This is a genomic window from Micromonospora sp. NPDC023869 (assembly GCF_055559695.1).
In genome coordinates, this window is record NZ_JBVHKD010000015.1 from 25016 (window position 1) to 48470 (window position 23455).

Consider the following 23455-nt stretch of genomic DNA (forward strand, 5'->3'; position numbering starts at 1 on the left):
ACTGTGCACCGCTACGGTGTGGTCATGGGAGACGTGCAGAAGCCGGCACCGCGACGGGTGCGGATCGACCATCGGCAGGTCCGGGCGTTGGCGCACCCGCTGCGTAACCGGCTGCTCGGTGCGCTGCGGGTGAAGGGGGCGGCGACCGCCACCACCCTCGCCGAGCTGCTGGACACCAACACCGGTGCGACCAGCTACCACCTGCGCCAGTTGGCCGAGGTCGGTCTGGTCGTCGAGGAGCCGGACCGGGGTAGCGGGCGGCAACGCTGGTGGCGGGCCGCGCACGACGTCAGCAGCTTCGAGAGCACCGACTTCGACGACGACCCGGACGCGCGGGCCGCGATCGAGTGGATCCAGGCCGACCAGGTACGCCTCTTCGTCGAGCACGCGGAGCGATGGTTCGCCGTCCGCGACCGGTGGTCGCCCGAGTGGCGCGAAGCCTTCGGCATGAGCGACGTCTTCATGACCATCCCGGCGGCCCGGCTCAAGGAACTCCAGGCGGAACTGTTGCAGATCCTTCAGCGCTACCACGCCGAGGCGGACCCCGAGGTGCCCGACGCCGAGCAGGTGCAGATCGTCCTGGCCAGCCACCCGCTGTTGATGGGTGGGAAGCGGTGACGAGCGACCTGTCCGTACTCCAGATCCGCCGTCGGTTCCTGGTCCTGCACGGGCTCCGGTGGCTGCCGGTCGGTCTGATGATCCCGGTGACCATCCTGCTCATGCAGGAGCGGGGCCTGACCCTGACCCAGATCGGCCTGGCCGTCGCCGCCCAGGGGGCGGTGGTGCTCGCCCTGGAACTGCCGACCGGAGGGTTCGCCGACGCGCTGGGCAGCAGGCCGGTGCTGGTGGTGGCGAACGTGGTCGGGCTGGTGTCGCTGGCCCTGCTGGTGATCGCCGACTCCTTCGCCCTGCTGGCCGCCGTCTGGGCGTTGCAGGGCGTGTTCCGTGCCCTGGACAGCGGCCCGCTGGAGTCCTGGTACGTCAACAGCACGCTCGCCGTCGACCCGGACGCCGCGTACGAGAAGGGGCTCGGTCAGGGGGGCACGGTCCTCGGCCTGTCGATGGCGGCCGGCGCCCTGCTCAGCGGTGGGCTGGTGGCCCTGGGCCCGGTGGGTCCGGTCAGCGCGCTCACCACGCCGATCGTGGTCGCGGTCCTGTTGCAGGCGGTCGCGCTGGTGGCGTTGCTGGCGCTGCTGGTGGAACAGCGACCGGCGGCCGGCGTGGGCGCGCTGCGGTCCTCGGTCCGCGCGGCGCCGCGCATGGTGGGCGAGGCGTTCGGCCTGCTGCGCCGGTCCCGGGTGCTGCTCGCGTTGGTCGCGGTCGAGCTGTTCTGGGGCTTCGGCATGATGACCTTCGAGGGTCTGCTGCCGGTGCGGCTGGCCGAGGTGGTGGGTGACCCCGACCGGGCCGCCGCCCTGCTCGGCCCGGCCAACACCGTGGCCTGGTTGGCCTCGGCCGGTGGTGCGGCGCTCACCCCGCTGCTGATCCGCTGGCTGGGGGCCGCACCCGGTGCCGCCCTGCTGCGGATCGTGCAGGGCGGCACGGTCGTCGGCATGGCCCTGTTCGCCGGTCCGGTCGGCGTGCTGATCGCCTTCTTCGCCTGCTACGCCGTGCACGGCGCGTCCAATCCGCTGCACATGGGACTGCTGCACCGGCAGGTGGACGGTCCCTACCGCAACAGCGTGATCTCGGTGAACTCGATGGTGGCCATGCCGGCGGGGGCGTTGGGCGGGGTCGTGCTCGGCTTCGTCGGCGACCGGGCCGGGGTGGGCACGGCGATGCTGGTCGGCGCGGCGGTGCTGGCCGTGGCCGCGCCGCTCTACCTGCCGGCCTGGCGGGCCACCCAGGCGTCCGGCGGGGGGTCCGCCCCGCCGGCGAGGCGGACCGAGGTGAGCGGGAAGGCGCCGGTGTAGCCGAGCCGCCGGTACAGCCGGATCGCGCCGACGTTGTCCGGATAGACGCCCAGCGCCACCGTGTCGTACCGGGACGACAACGCCCGCGTCATGCCGGCGGTCAGCGCCGCGCCCAGCCCCCGGTTGCGGTGCGTCGGGGCGACCACCAGCCCGGCCAGGAAACCGACCTCCTCGCGGGTGCGGTCGGCCCCGGCGGCGATCAGCCGGTCGCCGTCGCGGACGCCGTACCAGTCGACGATCCCGGTGCCGCCGGGCCGCGCCGTACTGGTGGGGAACGCCTCGTCGATCAGCTCGGCCAGGGCCGGGTGGTCCGCCGCGCGCAGGCGGACCACCCGCTCCTCGCCGGGCTGCGGCGGCGGCGCACCGGTCGTCCAGAGGAAATCCCAGTCCTGGTACGCCGCCACGGCCGCACCGGCGCGGTCGGCGGCCGGATCCAGCCGGGGCAGGTGCACCCACTGGCCCGGGTCGAGCGTCCGCTCCGCGGCGAGCGCGCCGACCAACTCGACGGCGGCGTCCGGCGCCCCGACGGCGGCGCAGATCGTCAACCGGGCGGACGACAGCAGCCAGCACACCGCCCCGTCGTGTCGCCAACCGCGCACCGGGGCGTGGCGCGGCACCGTGTGCCGAAAGAAGGGGTGGTGGTCCACGGCGGCCAGGATCGCCTCCCGGCCGACCAGCGCCTCGGCAGCGATGAGCACGGGAACAGCCTAGGTGGGCACGCTGCGGGGCGGCCGGCATCCACGGTGGAGATTGGCGAGCCGACCGATCGGGTACATCCCGCGCCGAACCTACTGGAACCCCACCGGAGGAACGACATGCTCGCCATCGCCGCCGCCGCGGTCTTCGGCTTCGCCCTGTTGCTCGACCTGCTGGACAGCAAACTGGGAGCACCGGATCTGTTCAACTGGAACACCCTCGTGCTGATCGGCCTGCTGCTGCTCGCGCTCCACCTGGCCGGCTTCGGCAGCCGGGGCGGCGGCGGTGGCCGCTGGTACCGGGGCCGCCGACCCGGGCGCGGCTGACCGAGAACGATCATCCCGGGCTCGGCCGGCAGCGCGATTCCGGCGTTGTCGGCCGAGCCCGGTACTGTTCGGGTGATGGAGTCCGACGCCCTGTTCACCCTCAGTGAACCCACGGCCGCACCCGGTGCGCCGACGGGTTCCGACGGCGTCGGCGGCTTCACCCCGGTCGGTCCGGACGCGCCGCTTCCGGTCCGGATGCGCCCGGCCACCCTGGACGAACTCGTCGGCCAGGACCACCTGCTCGCCCCGGGAGCGCCCCTGCGGCAACTCGTCGCCGGCAGCGCGCCGATGTCGGTCATCCTCTGGGGCCCGCCGGGCAGCGGCAAGACGACTATCGCCCACCTGGTGGCCGCCGCCACCGACCGGCGGTTCGTGGCCATGTCGGCGCTCTCGGCCGGGGTCAAGGACGTCCGGGCCGTGATCGACACCGCCCGGCGTCAGCGGCGTACCGGCGGCCCGCCGACCGTCCTCTTCATCGACGAGGTGCACCGGTTCAGCAAGACCCAGCAGGACTCCCTGCTCGCCGCCGTCGAGGACCGTACGGTCACCCTGCTCGCCGCCACCACGGAGAACCCGTACTTCTCGGTCATCTCCCCGTTGCTGTCCCGGTGCGTGCTGCTCACCCTCCAGCCCCTCGACGACGCGGCGGTCCGCGCACTGCTGCGTCGCGCCCTGACCGACGAGCGTGGCCTCGGCGGCGCGCTCGACTGCGAACCGGAGGCGGAGGACCATCTGGTCCGGCTGGCCGGTGGGGACGTCCGCAAGGCGCTCACCGCGCTGGAGGCGGCGGCCGGGTCGGCGACCGCACTGGGCACCGGCCGGATCGACCTGGCCACCGCCGAGCGGGCGGTGGACACCGCAGCCGTGCGCTACGACCGGGCCGGTGACGCCCACTACGACGTGACCAGCGCGTTCATCAAGAGCATGCGGGGGTCGGACGTGGACGCCGCGCTGCACTGGCTGGCCCGGATGCTGGTCGCCGGTGAGGACGCCCGGTTCATCGCCCGTCGGCTGGTCATCTTCGCCAGCGAGGACGTCGGCATGGCCGATCCGAGCGCCCTCGGCGTCGCCACCGCCGCCGCGCACGCCGTCGAGTACGTCGGGCTGCCCGAGGTCCAGCTCAACCTCGCCCAGGCGGTGATCCACCTGGCCACCGCCCCCAAGTCGAACTCGGCCACCACCGCGATCGGCGCGGCGATCGCCGACGTACGGGCCGGTCGGGGCGGCCCGGTCCCGCGCGGTCTGCGCGACGGCCACTACGCCGGTGCCCGAGGGCTCGGCCACGGCATCGGATACCGCTACCCGCACGACGACCAGCGGGGCGTGCTCACCCAGCAGTACGCGCCGGACGACCTGGTCGGCGCCGACTACTACCAGCCGAGCCAACACGGTGCGGAACGATCGGTGGCCACCCGGCTGCCACTGCTGCGCCGGATCGTCCGCGGGCTGCCCGCGCCCGCCCGCGTACCGGCGGAGACCACGGCCGACCGGGCGACGACGGGTCGGGCCGAGACGCCGCCGTCCGGAGTCGACGGCGGTCCGTCCACGGTCACGGACGCCCACGCGGCGGATGAGGTCGGCCGCAGCGCCGACGGGAAGGGTCAACAGTGAAATCGTCGGAGCGACCGGAGGACGGCCCGGACGAACGGCGTCCCAAGGCCCGCCGCTGGGGCCGGAGCAAACCCGAGGCCGCTCCGGAGGAACCGGCCGCCGGTGAGGACTTCGGCTGGATCGACGACCTGCGCTCGGCCAAGCAGCAGCGCGGCGAACTGGGCCCGGACGGGGTCGCCCCGGTTCCGGACGGCCCCGGCGCCCGCCCCGGCCCGTCCGCGCCGCCGGTCACCGACCGGCCCGGCCAGGTGCCTCCGGTCCGTCCGGGCCAGCCGCCCGCCGGGCGCCCGGCGCCACCGCCCGGGTCCGCCCCGCCGCCACTGTCCGGGTCGGTCCCGCCGCCGCCTCCCGGTGGCCGGGCCCCGATGCCGTCCGGCCCCGGTGGGCCGGATCCGGCCGTCGGACCCCCGGCCACGCCGCCACGCCGGCTGCCGACCGAACCACCACGCTCCCGCCCGGCCGACGGGCCGTGGCCGGGCGCACCGGCCCCCCGGCCGCCCGCCGGCCCGCCGCCGCACGCTGCTCCGCCCGCCGGTCCGCCGTCCCACGCTGGTCCGCCGCCGCACGCTGCTCCGCCCGCTGCCGGGCCCCGGCCTCCTGCCGCTGCGCCGCCGGCCCCCGGCCCCCGGCCGCCCGCTGCGCCGCCGGCCCCCGGCCCCCGGCCGCCCGCTGGGCCGGGCGACCGTGCGCCAGGTGGGCCGCCCTTCACGGGCGGTCCGTCGGCCCCGGGTCCAGGCGGGGGGCCGCCCTTCGCCGCCGGTCCGTCGGCTACGGGTCCCGGCGATCGTGCGCCGAGCGGTCCGCCGTTCGCCGCCGGTCCGACGCCTGCGGGTCCTGGCGACCGTGCTCCGAATCCGCCGCCGTCCGGCGGTCGACGGGAAGCCGGCCCGACGGGCGAGCCGACCGGTGGTTGGTCGGCCGCCGACGCGGGCGGTCCGCCGGGCTGGCGAGGGCGTCCCGGGCCCGCCGAGCCCGTCTCGGGAGCGCCGGGCGGCCCGGTCTCCGGTGCGCCGACCGGCCAGGTCCCGGGTGTGCCGAGCGGCCAGGTCCCGGGTACGTCGACCGGCCAGGTCGCGGGCGGGACCGGTGGACCGACCGGCCCCGCGCCGAACCAGGCCACGCCACGGCGGAACCCCTCCGGTCGGCCCGGCGGGATTCCGGCCAGCGCGCGCCGGACCGTCCCGCGCGGTCCCCAACGGGGCACGACGCCGCCGGAGTCGGGCGCGGGTCCGCGTACCGCTGACCACACCGACCCCGACGTGACCGCCGGCGGCCGGGCGGGACGCTTCGGTGGCCCCGCCGGGCCCCGCCCGACCGCGCCGCACGCGACCGACGGTCCCACCCATCCGGCCGTGCCGCATCAGGTCGGCGCGCCTGCGCCCGACACCACCGGCCCGGTGCCCCGTCGGGGCCGCCGAGCGGCGGACGGGAGCGGGCCGGACACCGACGCGGGTACCCGCCCGTCGCTATCGGGCGTGGCGGGGCCGACCGGTGGTCCCGCCGTCCCCGGTGGGCCCTCCGCCGTGCCGGCGGGCGGCCGTCGGGGTGGACGGCGCCGCGCCGCCGAGCCCGAGGAAGAACAACCGATCGTCCCGCTGTCCGGCAACGCGCCGGCCATCCCCGGAGTGCCGTCCGGCGACCCGTCGGCGATGCCCGTCACCCCGCCGGAGGCTCGCACCGCGACGCCCGAGCGTGCCGACGGCTCGTTCCGGGGCCGCCGCGCCGCGCCGGAGGAACCGGCGACGCCACCGGCCGGCCGCCGGTCCGCCGAGCCGACCGAGACGCCGGTACGCAGCCGCCGCGCGGCCGACACCGAAGAGGCGCCGTCCCAGGGCCGGCGGGCCGCCGACGAATCCGGACGCGCTCCCGCGACCGGCGACACCGGCGAGCGACCGTTCGCGGCCCGGCCCGGCGACACTGGCGAGCGACCGTTCACGGTCCGTCCCGGCGACACCGGTGAACGACCGTTCGCCGCACGGTCGGGTGACACCGGTGAGCGGCCCTTGGCGTCGCGGCCCGGCGACACGGGTGAACGGCCGTTCGCGGCCCGGCCCGGTGACGGTCGGGCCGGGCGTCCGGAACGGCCGGCCGACTGGCTGCGGCAGGCCGGACGCGGACACCACACCGATCCGGCACTACCGACGGTCAAGCGGCGGCCCGGCACCCCGCCCGGTGGTCCGGCTAGGCACACGGGCGGCACCCCGTCCGGCGGTACGGCGATGCTCGGTGGTCGTCGTGACGCGGACGGCTCCGCCCGCGCGATGCCGGACGACCAGACCGAACCGGGCGGGATCCCCGGCTGGCCCGCCGCGGCCATCCCGGGAGCCGGCAACTCCGCGCCGGTACGCCCCGGGGGCGGCCGCCCCGACGCACCGCCGACCGACCGTGGTCGACCTGACGGTGCGCCCACCGATCGCGGTCAACCCGACGGACCACCTGCCGAACGTGGTCGACCCGACGGACCGCCGGCCGAACGTGGCCGACCCGATGGGCCGCCGGCCGGGCGGGGCCGGGCCGAACCGCCCGGCGGGCCCGGCCCGGCGGGCCCAGGGGCGGCAACCGGCCGACCTGGACCCGAGGCGCCCACCGGCCGTTCCCGGCCGACCGGTCACCCGGACGGTGGTCCGGCCGGTCCGCCGCGCGGCACCGCGCCGACGGACGGCATGCCGCCTGGTCCGCCGCGTGGGACCGCCCGCCCCGAGGTCGGTCCTTCGTCGCGTGGACCGCTGCCCCCGGACGCCGGTGCGCCGCGAGGTCCGGTGCCTCCGGACGGCGCGCCCGCGCGTGGTGCCGTACCCCCCGACGTCGGTCCTCCGCCGCGCGGACCGGTGCCTCCGGACGGCGCGCCCCCGCGTGGTGCGGCGGGCCCCGACACGATGGCGGCAGGCCCCGGCGCGGGACCGGTCCGTCCCGGCGGCATGCCACCGGGACCCGCTCGCGGTGCCGCCCGGCCCGCTGGCCCGACCCACCCGGAGGGGGGACCGCGCCGCCCCGACGGCGGCCCGGCGCGCCCCGACGGCGGTCCTCGTCGCCCCGACGGCGCTCCGGCACGGCCCGAGGCCGGTCCGGCACGGCCTGACGCTGGTCCGGGACGACCCGATGGTGGTCCGGGACGACCTGACGCTGGTCCGGGACGATCTGACGGTGGGCAAGGGAGGCCGGACGCCGGCCCGGCGGGCGGTGCTGTTGCCGGCCACCCGTCGCCGCCCGCCGCAGGTCCCGGCGAACCGCCGGCCGCGGTGGCCCGCGCCGCCGCGTCGGCCCCACGCCCCGACGACCGGCCGTCCGGTCGGGCCGCTCCGCCCCAACGGGACCCGGCCCGCCCGGAACCGTCCGGTGCCGCACCGGTGCCCCCGCCACCCCGCGCCGGGGAGGCGCCGGCGGTGGCCCGGGCTGCCGCCGTGGTGCCGTCCGCCGACCCGACCGGGCCCCGGCCCGCACCCGATGCGGCGGTACGGCGACCCACCGACCCGGACGACTCCGACGGTGACCGTCCCGACGACGAGGCAGCGGACGCCGACCCGGAGACTCGTCGGCAGATCGGTGCCGGTCAGCGTCGCCGTACGCTGCTGTTGGCCCTGGTCAGCGTGCTCCTGTTGGCTGGCGTACCGGCCTTCTTCGGCGTGCAGGCGATGAACCGGGACCCGGTCTTCGTCTCGCTCGACGAACTGGAGGTGCCGGAGTGGGCCGCGGCGCAGCCGGAGGACTTCACCAGCGGCAGCCGCTGGTGCCTGCTCGACTGCCGGCTGCGCGAGCGGACCGTCACCTCCGAGCGGTCGCCGGATGAGACCGCCCAGGTGTACGAGGCCGCGCTGAGCCGCGACGGCTGGCAGCCCTGGCGGCCCGCGTACTGCCCGGAGCAGGAGGAGAAGGGCAGCTACACCTGCTGGCGGCGGGACGAGTTGACGCTGGACCTGTGGGTCCGGGAGCCGACCTGCGTACCGCCGCCGGTGGACGGTGAGCCGGCGGTCGTACCCTCGCTCGACCCGTCGACCGCAGCCGAAGAGTGCTCCGGTTCGTTGGTGTCGGTGAAGGTCCGCAACGCGATCGACGACGAGCGGACCAGGCCACAGCCGGAAACCGATCCGTCACTGACCGGTGAGGATCCCTACCCGACGCTGACCGAGGATCCGCTGGGCGAGTTGACGCCGTCACCACCGTCCTGAGCCGATTGTCATCACGGACGGTAGGGTCTGCATCTGGCGGCCCGCCCGCTGCCGAAGGCGCGGGGCGGGCCACCGGTGACGGCGTTGGGCGAGAAGGTCGTACGTCTCGTGGGCCGTGATGTCCCGGGACCGTGTTGAGGAGGACAGGCGTGGGCTTTTTGGAGGTCGCGGCATTGATCGCGGCTATCGCGTTCGCGATGCTGGTGCTGATCCTGACGCTGCCCATCCTGCGGCTGCGGCACACCGTGGACGCGACCACCCAGATGATCAACGACCTCAACGACCGGACCGGCCCGTTGCTCGGTGACGTCAACACCACCGTGCGGAACGTCAACGTCACCCTCGAACAGGTGCAGACGTCACTCGACGGCGTGAACCTCCAGCTCGCCAAGGTCGACACCATGACCAGTCACGCGCAGAACATCAGCGCCAACGTCGCCAACCTGGTCACCGTCGTCTCGGCCGCCGCCGCCAACCCGCTGGTCAAGGTGGCCGCCTTCGGCTACGGCGTGCGCAAGGCCGCCTCGGCCCGGCGCAGCGCCGAGACCGAGCGCGAGGTCCGCGACACCATCAAGTCCCAGCGGCGCGCCGCCCGGCGCGGCAACCGCTGACCGACGGCGGAGGTACGAGCATGAAGCGGCTGTTCTGGCTGGGTATCGGTCTGGCCGTCGGCGTGGTGGTGGTGCGCCAGGCGACCCGTGCCGCGCACGCCTACACTCCGGCGGGCATCGCCGACAACCTGTCACAATCCGCTGGCGGTCTGGTCGAGGAACTGCGTAGCTTCGTGGCGGACGTACGCGCCGGGATGGCCGAGCGGGAACACGAGATCCACGAGGCGTTCGCCCAGGGCGAGGCGTTCGACGACCAGTTCGCCGAGGTGCGCGACGAGCCGCGTATCGGTGACAGAGACATCTTTCCGGAGGAACCCCAGCGATGAAGACGGCGGAGATCAAGCGGCGGTATCTCGCCCACTTCGAGGCGAACGGCCATGCCGTGGTGCCGTCCGCTCCGCTGCCCGCCATCAACGACCCGAACCTGCTGTTCGTCAACGCCGGCATGGTGCAGTTCGTCCCGTACTTCCTGGGCCAGCAGACGCCGCCGTTCTCCCGCGCGGTGAGCGTGCAGAAGTGCATCCGTACGCCGGACATCGACGAGGTCGGCAAGACCAGCCGGCACGGCACGTTCTTCCAGATGAACGGCAACTTCTCCTTCGGCGACTACTTCAAGGACGGGGCGATCCCGTTCGCCTGGGAGTTGGCGACCAAGTCGGTCGAGGCCGGTGGCTTCGGGCTGGATCCGGAGCGGATCTGGGCGACGGTCTACCTGGACGACGACGAGGCGCGGGACATCTGGCTGCGTACCGGCGTGCCGGCGGAGCGGATCGTGCGTCGGGGCAAGAAGGACAACTTCTGGTCGATGGGCATTCCCGGCCCGGCCGGCCCCTGCTCCGAGCTGTACTACGACCGGGGGCCGGAGTACGGCGCCGAGGGCGGCCCGGAGGTCGACGAGGACCGGTTCCTGGAGTTCTGGAATCTCGTCTTCATGCAGTACGAGATCGCGGACGTGCTCAACAAGGAGCAGTTCCGGATCGTCGGTGAGCTGCCGAAGAAGAACATCGACACCGGCATGGGCCTGGAGCGGATGGCCTCCATCCTGCAGGGCGTCGACAACCTGTACGAGATCGACGAGGTCCGGCCGATCCTGGACCGCGCCGCCGAGCTGACCGGCAAGCGGTACGGCGCGCACTCCGGGCACGCGGCGAACCAGTCGCACCCCGACGACGTCCGGCTGCGGGTGGTCGCCGACCACGTGCGTACCGCGTTGATGCTGATCGGTGACGGGGTGACCCCGTCCAACGAGGGCCGTGGCTACGTGCTGCGGCGGATCATGCGCCGGGCGATCCGCGCGGTGCGGCTGCTCGGCTGGCAGGAGCGGGCGTTGCCCGAGCTGCTGCCGGTGGCCCGGGACTGCATGGCCCCGTCGTACCCGGAGCTGGCCGCCGACTTCGACCGGATCTCCGCGTACGCGTACGCGGAGGAGGACGCCTTCCTGGCGACCCTGCGGGCGGGCACCACGATCCTGGACACCGCGATCACCGAGACGAAGTCGGCGGGCCAGCCGGCGCTCACCGGTGACAAGGCGTTCCAACTGCACGACACGTACGGCTTCCCGATCGACCTGACCCTGGAGATCGCGGCCGAGCAGGGCCTCGACGTCGACCAGGAGGGCTTCCGGCGGCTGATGGCCGACCAGCGGTCCCGGGCCAAGGCCGACGCGCTGGCGCGTAAGACCGGGCACACCGACCTGTCGGCGTACCGGTCGGTGCTCGACGCCGGTGGACCGGTGACCTTCACCGGGTACACCGAGGTCTCCCGCGAGTCGACGGTGCGGGCGGTGCTCGGCACCGACGGGCCGCGCGCGGCGGCGGTCGAGGGTGACCTGGTCGAACTGGTCCTGGACACCACGCCGTTCTACGCCGAGGGCGGCGGGCAGCAGCCCGACGTCGGCATGATCACCGTCGGTGGCGGGCAGGTCGAGGTGCTCGACGTGCAGCAGCCGGTGCCGGGGCTGATCGTGCACCGGGCCCGGGTGGTCCGGGGCGAGGTGCGGGCCGGCGAGACCGGGTACGCCGAGATCGACACCAGTCGTCGGCGGGCCATCTCCCGGTCGCACACCGCGACCCACCTGGTGCACCAGACCATGCGGAACTTCCTCGGCGAGTCCGCCACCCAGGCCGGTTCGCTGAACGCCCCGGGTCGGCTGCGGTTCGACTTCAACACCGCCACCGGGGTGGCGCCGAGCGTGCTGCGCGACGTGGAGCAGCAGGTCAACGAGGTGCTCCTGGCAGACCTGGAGGTGCACGCCTTCGTCACCTCGCTGGAGGAGGCGCGCCGGATCGGCGCCATGGCGTTGTTCGGCGAGAAGTACGGCGACCAGGTCCGGGTGGTCGAGGTCGGCGACTACGCCCGGGAGCTGTGCGGCGGTACCCACGTGGCCCGCTCCGGCCAGCTCGGCCTGGTCAAGATCCTCTCGGAGTCGTCCATCGGTTCTGGCGTACGCCGGGTCGAGGCGCTGGTCGGCATGGACGCGTTCAACTTCCTGGCCCGTGAGCACCTGCTGGTGTCCCGGCTCGCCGAGCTGTACCGAGTCCCCTCCGAGCAGGTGGCGGACCGGGTCGAGCAGACGGTGACCCAGCTCCGCGACGCGGAGAAGGAGTTGGAGAAGCTGCGCGCCCAGCTCGTACTCGGCGGTGCGGCGGCGTTCGCCGCGCAGGCCCGGGACGTGCGCGGGGTGGCCTACGTCGGCATCGAGGCGCCCGAAGGGGCGGCCGGCAACGACGTCCGCACGCTGGCCCAGGAGATCCGGGGCCGGATCGACGCGGCCCGGCCGGGCGTGGTCGCGGTGGCGGCCCGCGCGAACGGGAAGGCGTCCCTGGTGGTGGCGGTGAACTCGGCCGCCCGCAACCGTGGCCTCGCCGCGAACGACCTGGTCAAGGCGGCGTTCTCCGGGCGGGGTGGTGGCAGTCCGGACCTGGCCCAGGGCGGTGGGCAGCCGGCCTCGGAGGTCCCCACACTGTTGCTCACGGTGGAGAAGGCGGTCGCCGAGGCGTGAGTCCTCAGAACCTCAGGGCAGGGCGGGCCGCGCAGGTCCGCCCTGCCGTGTATATCGGGCGAGGTGACGAAGCGTGACCGGGTTGTCCCGGGGTGTGCGGTTGGGCGTGGACGTCGGACAGGTGCGGATCGGGGTCTCCCGGTCGGATCCGCACGGGGTTCTCGCCACCCCTCTGGTCACCCTCTCGCGGGAGCAGAATCCCAGCTCAGACGCGGTGCCGAGGGACATGGCGGAGGTGGCCGCACTGGTCGCCGAGCACGAGGCGGTCGAGGTGGTCGTGGGCCTACCGGTGAACCTGGCGGGTAAACACGGCCCCGCAGCGGAACACGTGAAGGCGTACTCTCGACAACTGGCCGATGTGATAGCGCCTGTTCCGGTGACGCTGACTGACGAGAGGATGTCCACGGTCGTGGCGAGTCGTAGGCTTGCCGAGCGCGGTGTCCGGGGGAAGAGACAACGGGCGGTGGTCGACCAGGCCGCCGCGGTGGAGATTCTGCAGAGCTGGCTGGACGCGCAGCGGAGGCGGACCGAATGACTGACGATCTGGACCTCGGGTTCGACGAGCAGGACCGGGGGGAGAAGGGCAAGCACCGTCGGGGACGGCGGCGCGGTGGCCGTTCCGGTGGCGGTAAGGGCAAGACAGTCCTCGCCCTGATGCTGGCGCTGGTGCTGCTCGGCGGCATCGGCGGCGGCGCCTTCTACGGCTTCGACCGGATCCAGAGCTACTTCGTCACACCGGACTTCGACGGCGACGGCACCGAGGACGTGACGGTCCAGATCCCGCAGGGCGCGTTCCTGGCCGACATGGCCGTGGTGCTCCGCGACGCCGGCGTGATCAAGAGCACCAAGGCGTTCGTCGAGGCGGCGCAGGACAACTCCCGCAGTCGCAACATCCAGCCCGGCACGTACAAGCTGCGCAAGGAGATGAGCGGCGCGAACGCCCTGGCCGCGATGCTCGACCCGCAGAACCGGATCGTCAACGGGCTCACCATCCCCGAGGGGCGCACCGCCAAGAGCATCTTCAAGCTGCTCAGCGACCAGACCGACATCCCGGTCAAGGAGTTCGAGGCCGCCGCCAAGGACCCGGAGAAGCTCGGCGTACCGGACTGGTGGTTCAAGCGCGAGGACGGCAAGAAGGTCACCAAGTCCATCGAGGGCTTCCTCTTCCCGGACACCTACGAGATCCCGCCGAACGCCACCGCCGAGGTGATCCTGGGGCAGATGGTCGACCACTTCCTCTCCGTCACCGGGCAGATGGACTTCGCCGACCGGGTGCAGAAGGAACGCGGCGGGATCAGCCCCTACGAGGCGTTGATCGTGGCGTCGCTGGCCCAGGCCGAGGCCGGCACCAAGAAGGACCTCGGTCGGGTCGCCCGGGTCGCCTACAACCGGGTCTACTCAGGCACGTTCCCCTGTGACTGCCTGGAGATGGACGTCACGGTCAACTACTACTTCGAGTCGATCGGGCAGGAGGGCAAGACCTCTGGCCAGATGACGCGCAGCGACCTCGACAACCCGGACAACCCGTACAACCGCAAGTTGCGCGGCATGGTCCCGACGCCGATCAACAACCCGGGCAAGGAAGCGCTGGAAGGCGCGATGGACCCGCCGGCCGGTGACTGGCTCTTCTTCGTGGCGATCGACAAGGAAGGCAACTCCGCCTTCACCAAGGACTACAGCCAGCACGAGCGCAACATCGAGAAGGCCAAGGAGAACGGCGTCCTGTGACGGTGGCGCCACGGCGGGCGGCAGTGCTGGGCAAGCCGATCGCCCACTCCCTCTCCCCGGTGATCCACAACGCCGGGTACGCCGCCGCCGGGCTCACCGGGTGGTCGTACACCCGGATCGAGTGCGCGGCGGCGGAGTTGCCGGACCTGGTCGCCGGGCTGGGCCCGGAGTGGGCCGGGCTGTCGGTGACCATGCCCGGCAAGGAGGCGGCGCTGACCGTCGCCGCCGAGGTCTCGCCGGTCGCCGCCGCCGTCGGCGCGGCCAACACGCTGGTACGCCGTCCCGACGGCACCTGGTACGCGGACAACACCGACGTCACCGGCATGGTCGACGTGCTGACGTCCGCAGGCGTGGGCGCGAGTGCCCCCGGCGTGGTGCCGGCCGTCACGGTGCTGGGTGCGGGTGGCACCGCGCGGGCGGCGCTGGCGGCGGCGGCTCGGCTGGGCGCGACCGGGGTGACCGTGGTGGCCCGTCGCACGGCAGCGGTCGACGAGCTGGTGCCGGTGGCGAGCGCGCTGGGGCTGGCCCTCACCGCCGCCCCCTGGGCGGACGCGGCGGCGTTGGCCGATGTCGACCTGCTGATCTCCACGGTGCCGAAGGGCGCTGCCGACGAGCTTGCCGGTGTGGTGCGCTGGCGTCCCAGCACGGTGCTCTTCGACGCCATCTACGATCCGTGGCCGACCCCGCTGGCCGCCTCGGCCGCTGCCGCCGGCTGCCCGGTCGTCTCCGGCCTGGACCTGTTGTTGGCCCAGGCGGTAGGCCAGTTCGAGCAGTTCACCGGCGTCCCCGCGCCCCGAGCCGCGATGGCCGCCGCGCTGACCGCCGCCCGGGTCGCTGCTCGGGTCGACTGACCGCCGTGCGATCCGCTTGACGGTCGCCCGGTCCGCCTGGCCGTCGCGCGGTCGGCTTGGCCGTCGCGCGCTTACCGCATCTCGGGTCGCCTGACCGCCGCGCTGACCGCCGCCCGGGTCGCTTCGGGTCGACTGACCGCTCGATCCAGGATCGAGTGGCCTTCTTCCCCTCGCGAAGCCACTAAATCCTGGATCGAGTGCCTTCGCCGCCTGGGGTCGGGGCGTCTGGGGGCGGGTCGTCGGGGGTGGGGGGATCGGGGTGGCGGCGTGGGGCTGCCCAGCCGAGGAACCGACTGAAGAGGGCGGCCGGGTCGGGGCCGTCGTGCGGGTTGAGGCGGTATAGGTCGCGCATCGCCTCGTACATCAGGCCGGCGAGGTAGATCGACAGGCCGGTGGTGTTGCCGTCGTACTCGACGCGGAGCAGCAGTCGGGCCTCGCCGCAGGGCCAGGGTTGCCCGTCGGCGCGGCAGCACCACATCGGCCGTAGCGGGGTGTGCGGTACGTCGGCGGCGCGGGCGTGCGGTCGCACCGGAGGTGGGCCACCCCCGGGCGCGAAGAGTCGAGTGGCGAAGAGTCGTGTGGCGAAGGGGCGCGTGGCGATCACGGGCGACCCCCGTTCGCCCGCCACTGTTGCCCTGGCGTCAGCCAGCCGGGGCGGCCGGGGCGTTGCCGGGGCAGTGGCCGGGTCGGCTGACGCATCCACTCGGGCAGGTGCGTGCCGCGTCGGCGTCGTGGCAGCGACAGAGTCGGCAGAACTGTCGTCGGGCATTGGTACCAAGTGACCGGGGTACGCATGTCGTCCTCCATTTCCTGAGCTGGACGGGGCCGCCCGGGTGTGGGGGATCCACGGGCGGCCCCGGTATGCGAAACCACCCCGTCCCTTCCTGGATGGGAGCGGCTCCGCCAGGTGACAGTTTGGATAAGAGCGCACTAGCGTCGATACGTGCGCGTGGCATCCGCGCACGTCATCGGTGCAAGCGGGTGGGTTTGGCGAATCCGCGAGCGAGATCGGGCAGAGATGGGGAATTGATGGGGACCGCTATCGACTACGTACGCGAGGAACTGCGACTGCTGCGTGTCCAGGTCAAGCTGAGTCAGGATGACTTCGGGCGGGGGATCGGCTATTCCGGCTCGCATGTCAGCTCGGTGGAGACCGGTGGTCGACCGCCGACGAAGGAGTACATGTTCGCGGTCGACCGGGCGCACGATCCGGCCTTCGACCCGCAGGCGGGGGGAGGGCAGGTTCACCCGCATGCTGCGGGAGTTGTCGAAGCTGGAGCAGACGCCGTCCTGGCTGCGGGAGTGGATCGAGCTGGAGCGCGACGCGACGTTATTACGCTGGTACGAGCCCGCGTTCCTGCCCGGCCTTCTCCAGACGGAGGCATACGCGCGAGGCATGATGAACAACGGCCTGCTCCTGCCCGACGAGATCGACCACCGGGTGGCCTCCCGACTCGACCGGCAGTCGGTCCTCACCCGCGACGCGCCGGTGCCGTTGGTAACGGTGATCGACGTGATGGCGCTCCGGCGGCAGGTCGACGGGCAGCCCGAGATCATGCGGGAACAGCTCGACCACCTGGTCAAGATGTCCGAGCTGCCGCACGTGCAAATCCTCGTGGTGCCCGAGGACGCGGCAATTTACCCTGGCCTACAGGGTGGGTTCATCCTGGCGACCATCAGCGACGGCTCGGTGGTGGGACATCTCGATCATCAGGTGCGTGCGCAGGTGGTCAGCCAGACCGAGGACCTTGTTACGCTCCAACGGACGTGGGAGGCGGTCCGGGATGAGGCGCTCCCGCGCAGGCAGTCACTCGAACTGATCAAGGAAGTGGCGCAGACATGGACATGACCGGTGCCAGGTGGCGCACGTCGAGCTATTCGGGAACCAACGGTGGGTCGTGCGTGGAGGTCGCCGACAACCTCTCCGGCGTCGTGCTGGTCCGTGACACCAAGGACCGGGACGGCGGCACCCTGCGGTTCGCGCCGGCCGCCTGGCAGTCGTTCGTCACGCTGGCGAAGCAGGCCGCCCCGAACTGAGCCGCACGTGCGGCACCGAAGGCCCCCGACCACGTCGGGGGCCTTCGTCGTGCTCGTGCCGCTGGATCGTGCTCGTGCCGCTGGATCGCGGCGTCGATCGGCGCGGACTTGCGCATTGGTCGTCACTGGGGTAGATCATCGATCTCCGCTGCGGTGCGGCACCGCTCCGGCGGGCAGATGTGGCACCCGATGCGGCGCTGACCTGCGGCTCGGTGGATGTGCAGCCGCAGCGTCGTCGACAGCCTGCCGCAGCTCCGGCCGGGTGCGGTGTCGCAGCATCCGCTTAGGTGAACTTTAAGACCCGCTTAGGTCCCCCGGTCATTCGCACGCTCTGTTGTGTACGCCGCTACGCTCCACAGCGTTATCGCCGAATTCACAAGGAGTCTGAGTGACCAGGCGCGGACTGCACCGCCTCATCCGGCACCGCGGCCCCCGGCGTAAGGCCGTGGTGCTCGGTGTCCTCGGTTCCACGGTCGTGCTGGGTCTCGGCGCGACCATGGTGCCCCTGATCGCCGACGACGACCTCTCCATTCCGGTGGTGTTCGACACCACCGCCACGGCCGTCCCCCAGGACGGCGACAACAGCGTCAAGACGACGCTGGCCACCTGCGCCGCCCCGTGCGACGGCAACCCCCGTGGGGCCCGGGACGCGGTCCTCGCCTTCTCGGTCACCTCGCTGCCCGCCAACGCGGTGAACGTCCGCGCGACGCTGCGGGTACACGCCTGGCAGGCGTTCGAGGCGACGGTGACCGCGCACGAGTCCGGGCTCGACGCCCGGGCCGCCCGGCCGGCTCTCGGCCAGGTCGGCAGCGCCCTGGACGTGGTGGCCGGTGTCGGTAAGGGCTTCAACGAGTGGGACGTCTCGAAGCTGGTCACCGGCAACGGCACCTGGACGGTGTCGCTGGCGCAGACCGGCCTCGGCAGCCGGATCTACTGGGCGTCGGGGGAGAACCGCAACCCGGACGTCCGTCCCCGGCTGGTGTTGAGCTACGACACGGGTACGCGTCCGACGCCCGCGCCGTCCAGCGCCTCGCCGACCCCGTCGGCCGCGTTGCCGACCCGTCCACCCGCCTCGCCGAGCGTCTCGCCCACCCCGACCCCGACCCGGCCCAGCCCGACGCCGACCAAGCCACCGGCGGACCCGGGTGCGTGTGGTCAGGTGTCGGCGAAGCTGGTGCCCTCCTGCGGTGCCTGGTGGGGGATGTACTCACCCTCCGGCGCGGGCAGCGGATGGGATCACGGCAAGGCGATCACCGACGTGGAGAAGCAGGTCGGGCGGACCTTCGACATCGTGCACCGCTACCACGACTTCTCCAACTCCGGCAGTAACGGCGCCTTTCCCGACGCGTACCAGCAGCAGCAGATGCGCGAGGGCCGGCTGATGTTCTTCGCCTGGGAGAGTCGGGTCTTCTCGTCCGGGACGGTGCTCACCTGGCGGGACGTCTACAGCGGCCGGTACGACCAGACGATCGACGAGGTGGCCGGCCGGATCAAGGCGACCGGGGTGCCGGTGTTCATGGGTTTCGACCACGAGCCGGAGGACGAGCCGGAGAAGGGCAGCGACGCAGAGTTCGTCCGCGCCTGGCGGTACGTGTACGACCGGTTCGCCGCGGCGGAGGTCCGCAACGCGGTGTGGGTCTGGACGATGATGGGCTGGTCCGGCCACTACGACAGGTACGCCGGCCTGTACCCGGGTGACGACTACGTCGACTGGGTGGCCTGGGACCCGTACAACTTCCACGTCTGCAACGGCAGTACGACCTGGAAGAGCCCGAGCACCACCATCGGTTCGTTCTATCGCTGGCTGGACGACACCGGCATCGGCAAGGGCAAGCCCCGGATGCTGGCCGAGTTCGGCACGAACTTCGACAGCGCCGACCCGAACGCGAAGCGGCGGTGGTTCGAGGAGTTCCCGGCGGCGTTGAAGGCCCATCCGAAAATCAAGGCCGCGATCTACTTCAACTCGCCGGGCATGACGAAGACGACGAACGTCTGCAACATGACAATGAACCAGGACGCCTCGGCGGTGGCCGGCTTCGCCGCCGCCGGACGGGACAGCTACCTTCGGCAACCCACCGGAGGGAGCCGCTGACCTCAGGTAACCCGCGGGCGGTCGGATGCCGCACAGGTGCTGTCCGACATACGACCGCCCGCGGTGATATCCGCAACTGGAGGAACTGACCGCCCAATCGGCGGATATCGCCTCTGGGGCGAACGGGAGAAGCTACGCAACGCACATTCCCGTCCACCCTGGAGGCGCAGCGTGCCCATAATCTCCTTCCCGTGGCGGAACACCCGCCGAAAGCGCGTACGGGCAGGGGCTGTCGCATTAGCAACCGTCGCGGCCGTCCTGGCCGTGCCCAGCGCGACATCCGCCGCCGTGGTGCCGGTTCCCGAACCGGCGACTCTGGTGTCCGCGAACCCCGCCGACGAGACCCCGCACGCGCGGGACGGTGAGGCCCGTGCCTTCGCACAGGTCGGCAACACGGTGTTCGTGGGAGGCAGTTTCACCCAGATCCGGCAGACCGTCAGTACGCCGTGGATCACCCAGCGCTACCTCTTCGCCTACAACCGCACCACCGGCACTATCTCCACCACCTTCCTGCCGGTGCTCGACGGGGCGGTCAACTCGCTCATCGCCGGTCCCGGCGGGACGCTGATCGTCGGCGGCGTCTTCAAGAACGTCAACGGGGTGGCCCGCCGCAACCTGGTGGCGCTCGACCCCTCCACCGGCATGATCATCGACAGCTGGGTGGGCCGCTCCGACGGCGGCACCGTGCGCGACATGGTGCTGCACGACAACTGGCTGTACGTGGCCGGGGCGTTCAACTGGCTCAACGGCACGGCGCACGCCGGGCTCGGGCGGCTGAACGCGACCACCGGTGCGATCGACCCGACCTTCAACATCAACACCTCGGTCGGTCGGCACGACACCAGCATGTACGCGTGGACCATCGACGTGTCGCCGGACGGCAGCACGCTCGTGGTCGGTGGCAACTTCATGTTCGTCAACGACCTGCCGCGCAACCAGATCGCGCTGATCGACCTGACCGGTACGCCGAGCGTGATCGACTGGAGCAGCGAGCGGTTCGTGGCGCCGTGTGCGGCACCCACCACCTTCGTGCACTACGTGCAGGATGTGCGGTTCGGTGCGGACGGAAGCTGGTTCGTCGTCGGCACCAACGGCGGCTCGGGCTGGCCGGCGGCGTACTGCGACGTGCTGGTGCGCTTCGAGACCGCCGCCCGGGGCAGCGGCCAGAACGCCACCTGGGCCAACTTCACCGGCAACGACACCATCACCTCGGTCGAGGTGGCCGACAACGTCATCTACCTCGGCGGGCACTTCCGCTGGCTGAACAACCCGAACGCCAGTGACAGCGCCGGCAACGGGGCGATCGACCGACTCGGTATCGGTGCGGTCAACCCGGCCACCGGCATGCCGGTGAACTGGAACCCGCGTCGCAGCGGCGGTTCGGCCCTGCCGTCGGGCGCCAGCTCGTGGGGCTCGACCGTGCCGGTGCTCTGGCGGGGCCCCGACGGCCTGTACTTCGGACACAACTCCGACGGCATGGGCAACGAGTACCACGGCCGGCTGGGCATGTTCCCGGTCAGCGGTGGCCGCACCATCACCCCGCGCAACCCTCCGACGGCCGCCAGCGGCCACCTGTACCTGAACGTCGGTAGCGGTGAGCTGGCGAAGGTGCCGTTCGACGGCAGCACCCTCGGCACCGCCGCCACGGTGAGCCAGGCCAACTACACCGGTGCCGGGGCGACCTGGCGGGTGGACGACCGGATCTACTGGTCGCGGTTGGTCTCCGGCTCGCGTACGGGTAGCCGGATCGACATCTCGATGTTCAACGGCACCACCATCGGTGCGCCGTGGGAGGCATCCGGCTACAACGACTGGTTCAACCCGGCGCAGTTGACCGGGGCCTTCTTCCTCGACGGGCGGCTCTACTACACCCGGACCGGGCAGAACAACCTGTACTACCGGTTCTTCGAGATCGACGGCAACTACCTGGGTGCCACCGAGTTCACCGTGCCGACCACGGGCGTCAGCTGGTCCACCGTGCGTGGCATGGCGTGGGTGAACGGGAAGATCGTCTTCGGTGCGACGAACGGATCGCTGCGTAGCGTGCCGTTCGATCCGACCCTGGCCCCCGCTGCGGCGGTCACCGGTGCCGAGGCTACGGTGATCGCCACTGCTACCGCGGAGCTGACCTGGTCAACTCCGTCGATGTTCTTCTCCGTACAGTAGCGTTCACTGTTCGTAATGTAGTCTCGGTAAATTGTTCACGTTGGGCCGGCGGCGGATCCACCGTCGCCGGCCCACGGAACGTGGGGAGGACCGTTGACCGGCATCCGGCGTGGCTTCGTGGTGCGCATGGTCTTCGCGATCAAGCGTCGCTGGTACGCCCTGCGCTATCCACGCCTGACGCTCGGGCGGGATGTCGAGATCCGTGGCCGGATCCGCCTGCGGCGCGGGGTGCGGGTGACCATCGGTGACCGGACCAGAGTGAACAAGCTGGTCCGCTTCGCCGGGCCCGGTGAGGTGCGCGTCGGGGCCGACTGTCTGCTCAACGCGACATGGGTGGGCACGTGGACGTCGGTGACGATCGGGAATCGGTGCCTGTTGTCCGACTGCGAGTTGCTGGACAATGACTTCCACAACCTGCCACCGGCTCAGCGGCACGATCCGCCCACTCCGGCCACGCGTGCGCCGATCACGGTCGAGGACAACGTCTGGATCGGCGCACACGCGCTGGTGATGAAGGGCGTACGGATCGGCCGGGACAGCGTGGTGGGGGCCGCGACAGTGGTGCGGACGGACGTGCCGCCCGGGGTCGTGGTCATCGGCAACCCACAACAAACGGTGAAGAAGTTCAATGACTGATGCCGCTCCCAGCCCCTGGGCCAACGACGGTGCGAACGCCGAGACGTCGCCTCGGTCCGTCACCATCACCGACGTGCTGCGCGTGCCGCTGCACCGGATCCGGCAGGTCGCCGCAGTAGCGGTGTTCGGGCTGGTGGCCGCCGCGGGCTACGCGTTCCTGGCACCGTCGGCGGTGACCGCCAACGCGGTCGTGGCGGTCCGTCCGGTGGTCACCGACGCGTTCACGCCCAGCGGCGCCAACGCCGACCGCGCGGTGAACATGAACGTGGAGAGCCGCATCGCCACCGGCACCGAGGTGGTCGGCAAGCTGGCCGACGAGTTCGGTTCGGACCAGCGTTCGGTCCGCGACGCCCTCGAGGTCGAGGTGCCCACCGGTGGGCAGATCCTGCGCTTCGTCTACCAGGCCCGCAACGCCGACGACGCGGTGCTCGGCGCCAACCTCGCCGCCGAGAGCTACCTCAACGTCCGGCGGGCCATGTACGAGCGGCAGCGCGAGGAGATGCTCCGCTCCTACGACGAGAGCATCGAGAAGGTCGCCACCCAGCAGGCGGCGGCGCAGCGACGGGTGAACAACTCCCGGGACACCGCCGCCAGCAACGTGGCGGTCGCCGAGCTGAGCGCGATCAACAACCAGCTCACGCAGCTCAACTCCGCCCGCACCGAGATCGCCGCCGTCGACGTGAACCCGGGGTGGGTCACCCAGTCCGCCGAGCGGGCGCTGACCTCGGCGGCCGGCAACGCACCCATGCTGATGGCCGCCGGGCTGCTCGGTGGCGCCCTGATCGGTCTGGTGCTCGCGTTCGCCTGGGAGTCCTTCGACCGGCGGGTACGTACCGTCGTCGACGCCAAGGACAACACCGGCCTGCCGTTGCTCGGCACCATCCGGTACACCGGCCTGCGTGGTCGGGCCGTCGACGCGGACGTGCGCTACGTCGCGATGGCCATCGCCGAGCGGGTACGCCATCCCGCCCGGGTCGCCGTGGTCACCGCCCGGGAGGACGCCAGCGCGATCACCGCCGGCCTGGCCGTGGCGCTGGCGGTGGCCGGTCGCGAGGTGTTCGTCGCCGACGACAGCGGCCGCATCGATCGGCTGCGCGCCGCCGTGCAGGCCGACCGGGACCGGCTGCCGCCCAGCATCGACCCGAGCCGGCCCACCGTGCCCAAGCCGCGGACCGCGCCGGCCCGGCCGGTCAGCATGGAGGGGCCGGACGACTCGCCCACCGAGGTCATCCGCCGGCCCTCGCCGCACCCGCCGGGCGCGCGCCCCTCCACCGACCCGGAGGCGACGATCACGATTCCCCGGGTCACCTCGGCCAAGGCGAGCGTCAGCCCGACCGCGAACGGCCAGGTGAACGGTGGCGACAAGGTGACCGTGGGCGCCGGCAGCGTCCGCTTCGGCACCTGGCGGCAGGGTGCCGACCAGCGCCTGGTGCTCTACAACGCCCCGCCGGCCGAGGCCGACGAGCGGGGTGTCGCGGTGGCCCGGCAGGGCACCGCGGTGGTGGTGGTCGAGCGTGACCGGACCCGGCAGACCGACCTGCGTCGGCTCGCCGAGCGACTGCGGGCGGCCGGGGTGAATCCGCTCGGCTTCGTGCTCTCGCGCAGCGGCCGAGGCTGAGGC

Annotated in this window: 18 protein-coding genes and 1 pseudogene; 17 read left to right on the top strand and 2 right to left on the bottom strand. The window is 72.5% G+C overall.

What is annotated here, in order from left to right; genetic code table 11:
* Window positions 1–24 precede the first annotated feature (24 nt).
* Window positions 25–618 (top strand): helix-turn-helix domain-containing protein, encoded by a 594-nt coding sequence (locus tag ACZ31C_RS28785; protein WP_465797968.1) that lies wholly within the window; start codon window positions 25–27, stop codon window positions 616–618.
* The gene (locus ACZ31C_RS28790; protein ID WP_465797969.1) at window positions 615–1913 is read left to right on the top strand and encodes an MFS transporter; all 1299 of its coding nucleotides are present in this window, start codon (window positions 615–617) and stop codon (window positions 1911–1913) included. The genes ACZ31C_RS28785 and ACZ31C_RS28790 overlap by 4 nt, the downstream gene beginning before the upstream one ends.
* Here the strand turns inward: ACZ31C_RS28790 and ACZ31C_RS28795 are convergent.
* On the bottom strand, window positions 1820–2611 hold the full coding sequence (locus tag ACZ31C_RS28795; RefSeq protein WP_465797970.1) for a GNAT family N-acetyltransferase: 792 nt from the start codon (window positions 2609–2611) through the stop codon (window positions 1820–1822). The two genes, ACZ31C_RS28790 and ACZ31C_RS28795, sit on opposite strands and share 94 nt — an antisense overlap.
* 117 nt (window positions 2612–2728) lie before the next feature.
* Between ACZ31C_RS28795 and ACZ31C_RS28800 the strand changes: the two genes are divergently transcribed.
* The 9 genes from ACZ31C_RS28800 (at window position 2729) to ACZ31C_RS28840 (ending at window position 14903) form a co-directional block, all read left to right on the top strand.
* Entirely contained in the window at window positions 2729–2935 is a 207-nt protein-coding gene (locus ACZ31C_RS28800) for a hypothetical protein (protein WP_117229288.1), read from the top strand.
* A gap of 75 nt (window positions 2936–3010) precedes the next feature.
* A complete protein-coding gene (locus tag ACZ31C_RS28805; protein ID WP_465797971.1) occupies window positions 3011–4546 on the top strand; it encodes a replication-associated recombination protein A in 1536 nt (511 codons plus the stop codon).
* A gap of 3539 nt (window positions 4547–8085) precedes the next feature.
* Window positions 8086–8712, top strand: a complete 627-nt coding sequence (locus ACZ31C_RS28810; protein ID WP_465798032.1) for a hypothetical protein — start codon at window positions 8086–8088, stop codon at window positions 8710–8712.
* A gap of 149 nt (window positions 8713–8861) precedes the next feature.
* Window positions 8862–9323, top strand: a complete 462-nt coding sequence (locus ACZ31C_RS28815; RefSeq protein WP_131055269.1) for a DUF948 domain-containing protein — start codon at window positions 8862–8864, stop codon at window positions 9321–9323.
* Between the two features lie 20 nt (window positions 9324–9343).
* Window positions 9344–9649, top strand: coding sequence for a hypothetical protein (locus ACZ31C_RS28820; protein ID WP_350695007.1), 306 nt, complete (start codon window positions 9344–9346; stop codon window positions 9647–9649).
* Window positions 9646–12324 (top strand): alanine--tRNA ligase, encoded by a 2679-nt coding sequence (gene alaS, locus ACZ31C_RS28825; protein WP_465797972.1) that lies wholly within the window; start codon window positions 9646–9648, stop codon window positions 12322–12324. Before ACZ31C_RS28820 ends, alaS begins: the two co-directional genes overlap by 4 nt.
* Window positions 12325–12397: 73 nt before the next feature.
* Window positions 12398–12859, top strand: a complete 462-nt coding sequence (gene ruvX, locus ACZ31C_RS28830; RefSeq protein ID WP_396751345.1) for a Holliday junction resolvase RuvX — start codon at window positions 12398–12400, stop codon at window positions 12857–12859.
* Window positions 12856–14052: an endolytic transglycosylase MltG gene (mltG, locus tag ACZ31C_RS28835; protein WP_465797973.1), complete on the top strand. Its 1197-nt coding sequence runs from the start codon at window positions 12856–12858 to the stop codon at window positions 14050–14052. The genes ruvX and mltG overlap by 4 nt, the downstream gene beginning before the upstream one ends.
* Window positions 14049–14903, top strand: coding sequence for a shikimate dehydrogenase (locus ACZ31C_RS28840; protein WP_465797974.1), 855 nt, complete (start codon window positions 14049–14051; stop codon window positions 14901–14903). Before mltG ends, ACZ31C_RS28840 begins: the two co-directional genes overlap by 4 nt.
* Before the next feature lie 181 nt (window positions 14904–15084).
* On the opposite strand, the gene ACZ31C_RS28845 is transcribed toward ACZ31C_RS28840, so the two are convergent.
* Complete coding sequence (locus ACZ31C_RS28845; RefSeq protein WP_465798033.1) at window positions 15085–15504, bottom strand: hypothetical protein; 420 nt, start codon at window positions 15502–15504, stop codon at window positions 15085–15087.
* 428 nt (window positions 15505–15932) lie between these two features.
* On the opposite strand from ACZ31C_RS28845, the pseudogene ACZ31C_RS28850 reads away from it, so the two are divergent.
* The 6 genes and pseudogenes from ACZ31C_RS28850 (at window position 15933) to ACZ31C_RS28875 (ending at window position 23452) form a co-directional block, all read left to right on the top strand.
* Window positions 15933–16752 (top strand): annotated as a pseudogene (locus tag ACZ31C_RS28850) (helix-turn-helix domain-containing protein).
* On the top strand, window positions 16749–16940 hold the full coding sequence (locus tag ACZ31C_RS28855; RefSeq protein ID WP_465798034.1) for a DUF397 domain-containing protein: 192 nt from the start codon (window positions 16749–16751) through the stop codon (window positions 16938–16940). The pseudogene ACZ31C_RS28850 and the gene ACZ31C_RS28855 overlap by 4 nt, the downstream one beginning before the upstream one ends.
* A gap of 388 nt (window positions 16941–17328) precedes the next feature.
* Window positions 17329–19032, top strand: a complete 1704-nt coding sequence (locus ACZ31C_RS28860) for a glycosyl hydrolase (protein ID WP_465797975.1) — start codon at window positions 17329–17331, stop codon at window positions 19030–19032.
* A gap of 264 nt (window positions 19033–19296) precedes the next feature.
* Window positions 19297–21198, top strand: coding sequence for a hypothetical protein (locus ACZ31C_RS28865; protein WP_465797976.1), 1902 nt, complete (start codon window positions 19297–19299; stop codon window positions 21196–21198).
* A 93-nt stretch (window positions 21199–21291) separates the two neighbouring features.
* Window positions 21292–21834, top strand: coding sequence for an acyltransferase (locus tag ACZ31C_RS28870; protein ID WP_131054028.1), 543 nt, complete (start codon window positions 21292–21294; stop codon window positions 21832–21834).
* Entirely contained in the window at window positions 21827–23452 is a 1626-nt protein-coding gene (locus ACZ31C_RS28875; protein ID WP_465797977.1) for a lipopolysaccharide biosynthesis protein, read from the top strand. Before ACZ31C_RS28870 ends, ACZ31C_RS28875 begins: the two co-directional genes overlap by 8 nt.
* Window positions 23453–23455 lie beyond the last annotated feature (3 nt).

Coding starts and splice junctions, on each gene's coding strand:
- alaS (WP_465797972.1), top strand. CDS start 9,646: ATGAAGACGGCGGAGATCAAGCGGCGGTATCTCGCCCACTTCGAGGCG.
- ACZ31C_RS28785 (WP_465797968.1), top strand. CDS start 25: ATGGGAGACGTGCAGAAGCCGGCACCGCGACGGGTGCGGATCGACCAT.
- mltG (WP_465797973.1), top strand. CDS start 12,856: ATGACTGACGATCTGGACCTCGGGTTCGACGAGCAGGACCGGGGGGAG.
- ACZ31C_RS28800 (WP_117229288.1), top strand. CDS start 2,729: ATGCTCGCCATCGCCGCCGCCGCGGTCTTCGGCTTCGCCCTGTTGCTC.
- ACZ31C_RS28875 (WP_465797977.1), top strand. CDS start 21,827: ATGACTGATGCCGCTCCCAGCCCCTGGGCCAACGACGGTGCGAACGCC.
- ACZ31C_RS28805 (WP_465797971.1), top strand. CDS start 3,011: ATGGAGTCCGACGCCCTGTTCACCCTCAGTGAACCCACGGCCGCACCC.
- ACZ31C_RS28820 (WP_350695007.1), top strand. CDS start 9,344: ATGAAGCGGCTGTTCTGGCTGGGTATCGGTCTGGCCGTCGGCGTGGTG.
- ACZ31C_RS28855 (WP_465798034.1), top strand. CDS start 16,749: ATGACCGGTGCCAGGTGGCGCACGTCGAGCTATTCGGGAACCAACGGT.